The sequence below is a fragment of the Neoroseomonas rubea genome (assembly GCF_016106015.1).
Lineage (GTDB): Bacteria > Pseudomonadota > Alphaproteobacteria > Acetobacterales > Acetobacteraceae > Neoroseomonas > Neoroseomonas rubea.
Genome location: NZ_JACADQ010000265.1, coordinates 1 through 5,961, shown reverse-complemented (window position 1 = coordinate 5,961; position 5,961 = coordinate 1). Strand labels below are relative to the sequence as shown.

General features: G+C 73.0%; 6 protein-coding genes. 2 read left to right on the top strand and 4 right to left on the bottom strand.

Going from position 1 to position 5,961, the window contains the following annotated elements; genetic code table 11:
• Positions 1-286: VOC family protein (locus tag HW577_RS19080; protein WP_198377725.1), on the bottom strand; the 286-nt coding region annotated here is incomplete at its 3' end.
• 71 nt (positions 287-357) lie between these two features.
• Between HW577_RS19080 and HW577_RS19075 the strand changes: the two genes are divergently transcribed.
• Both HW577_RS19075 and HW577_RS19070 read left to right on the top strand, forming a co-directional pair.
• Positions 358-1,305 carry a tripartite tricarboxylate transporter substrate binding protein gene (locus HW577_RS19075; protein WP_198377724.1) on the top strand — a complete coding sequence of 316 codons (948 nt, stop codon included), beginning with the start codon at positions 358-360 and terminating at the stop codon, positions 1,303-1,305.
• A 26-nt stretch (positions 1,306-1,331) separates the two neighbouring features.
• Positions 1,332-2,270, top strand: coding sequence for a tripartite tricarboxylate transporter substrate binding protein (locus HW577_RS19070; protein ID WP_198377723.1), 939 nt, complete (start codon positions 1,332-1,334; stop codon positions 2,268-2,270).
• 12 nt (positions 2,271-2,282) lie between these two features.
• Here the strand turns inward: HW577_RS19070 and HW577_RS19065 are convergent, their stop codons facing one another.
• From HW577_RS19065 to HW577_RS19055, 3 genes are all read right to left on the bottom strand, one after another.
• A complete protein-coding gene (locus HW577_RS19065) occupies positions 2,283-3,038 on the bottom strand; it encodes an SDR family NAD(P)-dependent oxidoreductase (protein ID WP_198377722.1) in 756 nt (251 codons plus the stop codon).
• A 41-nt stretch (positions 3,039-3,079) separates the two neighbouring features.
• On the bottom strand, positions 3,080-4,129 hold the full coding sequence (locus tag HW577_RS19060; protein WP_198377721.1) for an ABC transporter ATP-binding protein: 1,050 nt from the start codon (positions 4,127-4,129) through the stop codon (positions 3,080-3,082).
• Between the two features lie 2 nt (positions 4,130-4,131).
• Positions 4,132-5,961 (bottom strand): ABC transporter permease (locus HW577_RS19055; protein ID WP_198377720.1); only part of this gene is annotated, 1,830 nt, incomplete at its 5' end.

The window sequence follows — 5,961 nt, the reverse complement described above, 5'->3', positions numbered from 1 at the left end:
CGGCCAGCGCGCGCGCGCCGCGCGCGACCGCGACGCCGGCGGCCTCGAGCCGCGCGGCCATGGCATCGAGCGCGGCCGCATCCGCGACTTCCCATCCGAAGGCGCCGAGCCCGTCCTGCGCATCCGCGCTGACGATCACGCGCTGGCGCCGGTCGTCCATGCGGAAGGCGAGTTCCGCCTGCCCGCGCTCGGCCAGCATCAGGCCGAGCATGCGCGGGCCGAAGCCGGCCCAATCCTCGAGGCTGCTCGCGCGGAGTTCGAGATAGCCGAGCGCGGTGATGGCCATGGTGCGTTTCCCCCTGCCCGCCCATACTCGGGCCAAGGCGGTCATGCGCCAGAGACTAGGGAGAAGACGCCATGCGTTCAAACCTGATGGCGGGCGCGCTCGCGCTGCTGCTGACCCCGGCTGCCGCCCTCGCCCAGGCCTGGGCGCCGGACCGGCCGCTCACCATCGTCAACCCCTACGCCGCCGGCAGCACGACCGATGCGCTGGCGCGCGCGCTCGCCGCCGGCATGGCGCCGCGGCTTAGCCAGCCCGTAGTGGTCGCGAACCGCGACGGTGCGGCGGGCGGGATCGGCACGGCGCAGGTGGCGCGCGCCGCACCGGACGGGCTGACGCTGCTCTTCGCCCCGGCCGTTGTGCTGTCCGTCCTGCCCGCGCGCGGGGACCCCGGCTACGCGGCCGATGCGCTGGTGCCGATCTGCCAAGCTTTCGAGAACGCCATGGCAATCGCGGTGCGGCCGGAAAGCCCCTTCGCGACGCTCACGGACCTGGTCGCCGCCGCGCGGGCGCGGCCGGGCGGGCTCAGCTACGGGCACCAGGGCGTCGCCTCCATCCCGCATCTCGCCGCGCTGGAACTGGCCGAAGCGGCGCGGCTGCAGTTGCAGGACGTGCCCTATCGCGGGGAGCCCGCGGTGCTGGTGGACCTGCGCGCCGGGCGCGTGGATTTCGCCGTGACGGTGATGGGCTCGCTCTCGGGCCAGGGGCTGCGCGTGCTCGGCGTGTTTGCCCCCGCGCGGCATCCGATGCTGCCCGATGTGCCGACGGTGGCGGAACAGGGCTTCGACGTCGCGCCCACCAGCTTCGGCGGGTTGTTCGCGCCGGCGGGCACGCCGGCGCCGGCGCGCGCGGCGCTGGAAGCCGCCTGCATCGCCGCGGCGCGGGAGGAAGGCTATCGCAGCGTCGCCGCGCGCATGTTCCAGCCCGCCACGCCGGAAGCCGATGCCGCGACGCTCGCCGCGCGGCTCGCACGCGACATCGCCGACAAGCGCCGCCTGCTCGCCACGATCGGCCAGGCGCGCTGAGACCGACACGCCAGGGAGATACCTCGATGCGCCGCGCCCTTCTGCTTCTCGCCTTGCTCGCGCCGCTGCCGGCCGCGGCCTTCCCTGACCGACCGGTCACCATCATCAACCCCTATGCGACCGGCAGCAGCACGGATGCGGCGGCGCGCGCGCTGGCCGATTCCTTCACGCGCGACCTCGGGCAGAACGTCGTCGTCACCTCCCAGTCCGGCGCGTCCGGCGTGGTGGGCATGCGCGCGCTGACGGCGGCGGCGGCGGACGGCCACACGCTGGCCTATTCGCCGCTGGTGCCGCTCGCCTTCCAGCCGCACCTGGTGCGCAACACCGGGCTCGGGCCGGATGCGGTCGCGCCGGTCTGCAACGTGACGGAGAACATCCTCGGCATCATGGTGAAGGCGGACAGCCCCTGGCGGAACCTGGCCGACCTCGTTGCGGCGGCCCGGCAGCGGCCGCTCACCTACGGTTCGCCGGGGCCGAATTCCGCGCCCTTCCTCGGCGTGCACCGCGTGCAGTCGGCCGCCGGCGGGCAGTTCACCCATGTGCCCTTCCGCGGCGACGGCGCGTCGCTGACGGAGGTGATCGCCGGGCGGCTCGACTTCGCGGCGATCGTCGTCGCCTCCGGCGTGCCCATGGCGCGGTCGGGGCAGACGCGGCTCATCGCCGTCTTCTCGGAAGGCCGCCACCCCGCCTTCCCGGATGTGCCGACGGCGCGCGAGCAAGGGATCGACGCGCTGCAGCCTTCCTATGCCGGGCTGTTCGCGCCGCGCGGCACGCCGGAACCGGTGCTCGCGCGGCTGGAATCGGCCTGCCGCGCGGCCATGGAGACCGAGGGCTTCCGCCGCTTCGCCGACAATTGGGGCGCGGTGGCGAGTTTCCGCGGCCGGGCCGAATTGCAGCGGCTGCTGGCCGCCGAATACGAGGCGACGGGCGCGGCGTTCCGCGCGCTCGGCGTCACGCCGGAATGATCGCGGGCGCCGTCACGTGAGGAAGGCGCCGCCATTCACATGGAGGGTCTGGCCCGTCACGTAGCCGCCTTCCGGCCCGGCCAGCATGCGCACCACCGCGGCGATCTCCTCCACGCTCGCCTTGCGACCGAGCGGGATGCCCGCTTCCCGGCCAAGCCCAGCCGGCATCGGCCCCGCGCTCGCGCCGCGCTGCGTGTCGACCGCGCCGGGGGCCACGCAATTCGCGCGGATGCCCTGCGGCGCGAGTTCCACCGCGAGCGCGCGCATCAGCCCCTCGAGCCCCGCCTTGGAGGCCGAGACATGCGCGCGGTTCGGCGTGCCCACATGCGTCGAGATGCCCGACAGCGCGATGATGGATCCGCCGCCGCGCGCGGCCATCTGCGGCGCGAAGGCGCGCGCGAGCAGGAAGGCGCCGTCGAGCGCGACGGACAGGATCTCCCGCCACTCGGCGTAGGAGATGTCCGTGAAGGCGGTCTGCCGCCGCAGCCCCGCATTGCACACCAGGATGTCCGCGCCGCCGAAGGCGCGCGCGGCTTCGGCGGCGAGGCGCGCCACCTCATCCTCCCGCGCCACGTCGGCACGTGCCGCGATGGCCTGCCCGCCGGCGGCACGGATCTCGTCGGCCACCGCCTCGATCGCCGCGGCGTCCGAGCGGCCGTTCACCACCACCGCCGCGCCATCCCGCGCGAGGGAGAGCGCGATCGCGCGCCCGATGTTCTTCCCCGCGCCCGTGACGATCGCGACCTTGCCTGCGAGTTCCCCGCCCATCGATGCCTCCATCCGTCCGCCGCGCCGTAGCACGCGGCGCGTCAGGCGCGCAGGGGGATGACCTTGTCGAAGCGGCAGGTCACGGCTTCGCCTTCCGCATGCGCCGGCAGCGCCGCGGCGACGACCACGAAGAGCATGCCCGCTGCCGTTTCGATTTCGTATTCCCGCGTCTGGCCGAGGAAGGCGGCGCGCTGAATGCGGCCGGGCAGGCCTTCCCCCGCGCCGGCCGGCAGCACGCGGATCGATTCCGGCCGTACGGCGAGGCTGGCAGGACCAGGGGGATGCGCGCGCAGCAGCGTCGCCATCTCGACGCCGCCCAGCGCGATGCGGCCCGGCCCGCCGGGGGCGGCAAGGACCTCCCCCGCGATCACATTCGCCTCCCCCATGAAGTCGGCGATGAAGGCGTCGGCTGGGTCCTCGTACAGTTCCGTCGGCGTGCCCTTCTGCGCGATGCGGCCATCCTTCATCACCACCACCAGGTCGGAGACGGCGAGCGCTTCCTGCTGGTCGTGCGTGACATACACGACGGACAGGCCGAGCCGCTTCTGCAGGTCGCGGATATCCTCCCGCACGCGGCGGCGCAGGCGGGCGTCGAGGTTGGACAGCGGCTCGTCGAAGAGCAGCACCTTGGGCCGCAGCACGAGCGCGCGCGCGACCGCCACCCGCTGCTGCTGCCCGCCGGAGAGTTCCGCCGGCAGCCGCGCGCCGAGCCCTTCGAGGCCCAGCGTCTTCAGCATCGCAGTCGCCTCGACCTCCGCCGCCTGGCGGCGCTGGCCGCCGACGACGAGGCCATAGGCGACGTTCTCCAGCACGTTCATGTGCGGAAACAGCGCGTAGGACTGGAACACCATGGCAATGCGGCGTTCCGCGGCGGCGAGGTGCGAGACATCGCGCCCCTCGATCTCGATCCGTCCCTCGGTCGGCAGTTCGAGCCCCGCGACCAGGCGCAGCGTCGTCGTCTTGCCGCAGCCCGATGGCCCGAGCAGCGTGACGAGCGCGCCCTGCGGCAGGTCGAAGGAGACCTCGTTCACCGCGCGCACGGTGCCGAAGGCTTTCGTCACCCGCTCGAAGCGGATCGCGGTGCCGTCCATGATCACGCTCCTGCCCTGACGGGTGCCGCGCGCCGGCCGATCTGCGCGCGCCCGACCACGCGCTCGATGCCGAGCACGACGGCCAGCATCACCGCGATCAGCACCGTCGAATAGGCGATGGCGAGCGCCATCTCCCCCGCCTCAACCCGCCCGACGATGTAGACGGTGGCGAGGTTGTGCCGTGCGGAGACCAGGAAGATCACCGCCGAGACCGCCGTCATGGCATGCACGAAGGCATAGGCGAGGGACGCGACGATCGCCGGGCGCAGCAGCGGCAGGATGACGTGGCGCAGCGTCTGCAGCGCGCCCGCGCCCATGGTGGCCGAAGCCTCGTCCAGCGAACGGTCGATCTGCGCGAGTGCGGCAATGCCCCCGCGCACGCCGACGGGCAGGTTCCGGAACACGAAGCACAGGATCAGGATCGTCGCCGTGCCGGTCAGTTCGATCGGCGGCTCGTTGAAGGCCATGATGTAGGATACGCCGACGACGGTGCCCGGGATGGCGAAGGACAGCATGGCCATGAATTCCAGCGTGCCGCGCCCGGGGAAGGATTGCCGCGCGATCAGCCAGGCGAGCAGGATGCCGAGCCCCGCGGTCAGCGGTGCGGAGATCGCCGCGACCTCGATGGTGGTGAACAGGCTGTCCCAGGCCGAGCCGCGGAAGGCCGGGCCGTCCTGCCATTCCACCTCGAAGCCCGTCAGGATGTGGCGCCAGGTGAAGGACATGTCGCCGCGGCCGATATCGTGCACGAAGCCGCCCACCAGGATGATGCCGTAGACCGCGGCGGTGAAGATCATCCACGGCCAGGCGATCGCGCCGCAGGCGAATTTCAGACCGCGCGGCAGGGGCGACGGCACGCCGGAATCCCCCTTGCCCGTCACCGTCGTGTAGCGCCGCCGACCCAGCCACAGCGTCTGCAGGAAGAAGGCGCCGAGGGTGAGTGCGAGCAGCAGCAGAGCGAGTGCCGCCGCCCGCCCCGGATCGTGCCGCGCGCCGGCGATGGCGAAGAAGATGCGCGTCGACAGCACGTCGAAATCCCCGCCGAGCACCAGCGGGTTGCCGAAATCCGCCAGGCTCTCGACGAAGCCGAGCAGCAGGCAGGCGGCAATGGCCGGACGCAGCAGCGGCCAGGTCACGGTGCGGAAGACGGTGAAGCGCCGCGCCCCCATGGTCGATGCCGCTTCCTCGAGGCTCGGCCCTATCGCGCGCACCGCCCCTTCCAGAAGCACGAAGGCGATCGGCGCCTGGGACAGCACCTGCGCCAGCAGCACGCCCGGCAGCCCGTAGATCCAACGGCTGCGGGGGATGTCGAACCATTCCCACATCGCGTTCGTCACGAGCCCGGTCCGCCCGAACAGCACGATCAGCGCGAGGGAGACGACGAAGGGCGGCGTGATCAGCGGCAGCAGCGTCATCGCCCGGAAGGCCGGCTGCGCGCGTACCCCACCCCGCGCGGCCAACAGCGCGAAGGCCAGACCGATCAGGGTCGAGATCACCGCCGTCAGCACCGCGAGCAGCAGCGTGTTCCACACCACGCCGCAGCCCTGGTGGGTGGCGAGGCAGGCGAGGCTCCAGGCCTCCGGCGCGGCGAGGCGCGTCGCGAGCGCGCCCGGCGCGAAGCGTCCCTCCGCGATCGCCGCGGCGGAGAGGATGGTCGCGAGCGGCAGGAAGACGAACAGCAGCAGCAGTGCGCCGCAGCCGATGACGAGCAGCGCGATGAAGGCATCCCCGCCGAAGCGCCCGCGCAGCGCGAGCCCCGCCGCGACGAGCCCGACGCCGGCGGCCAGCACCAACGCCCCGCCCCAGCCGAGCGCCGCCTGCGGCCCCGCCGC

Excerpts from the sequence above, each read along its gene's own strand:
- HW577_RS19075 (WP_198377724.1), top strand. The coding sequence starts at position 358 with ATGCGTTCAAACCTGATGGCGGGCGCGCTCGCGCTGCTGCTGACCCCG.
- HW577_RS19070 (WP_198377723.1), top strand. The coding sequence starts at position 1,332 with ATGCGCCGCGCCCTTCTGCTTCTCGCCTTGCTCGCGCCGCTGCCGGCC.
- HW577_RS19065 (WP_198377722.1), bottom strand. The coding sequence starts at position 3,038 with ATGGGCGGGGAACTCGCAGGCAAGGTCGCGATCGTCACGGGCGCGGGG.
- HW577_RS19060 (WP_198377721.1), bottom strand. The coding sequence starts at position 4,129 with ATGGACGGCACCGCGATCCGCTTCGAGCGGGTGACGAAAGCCTTCGGC.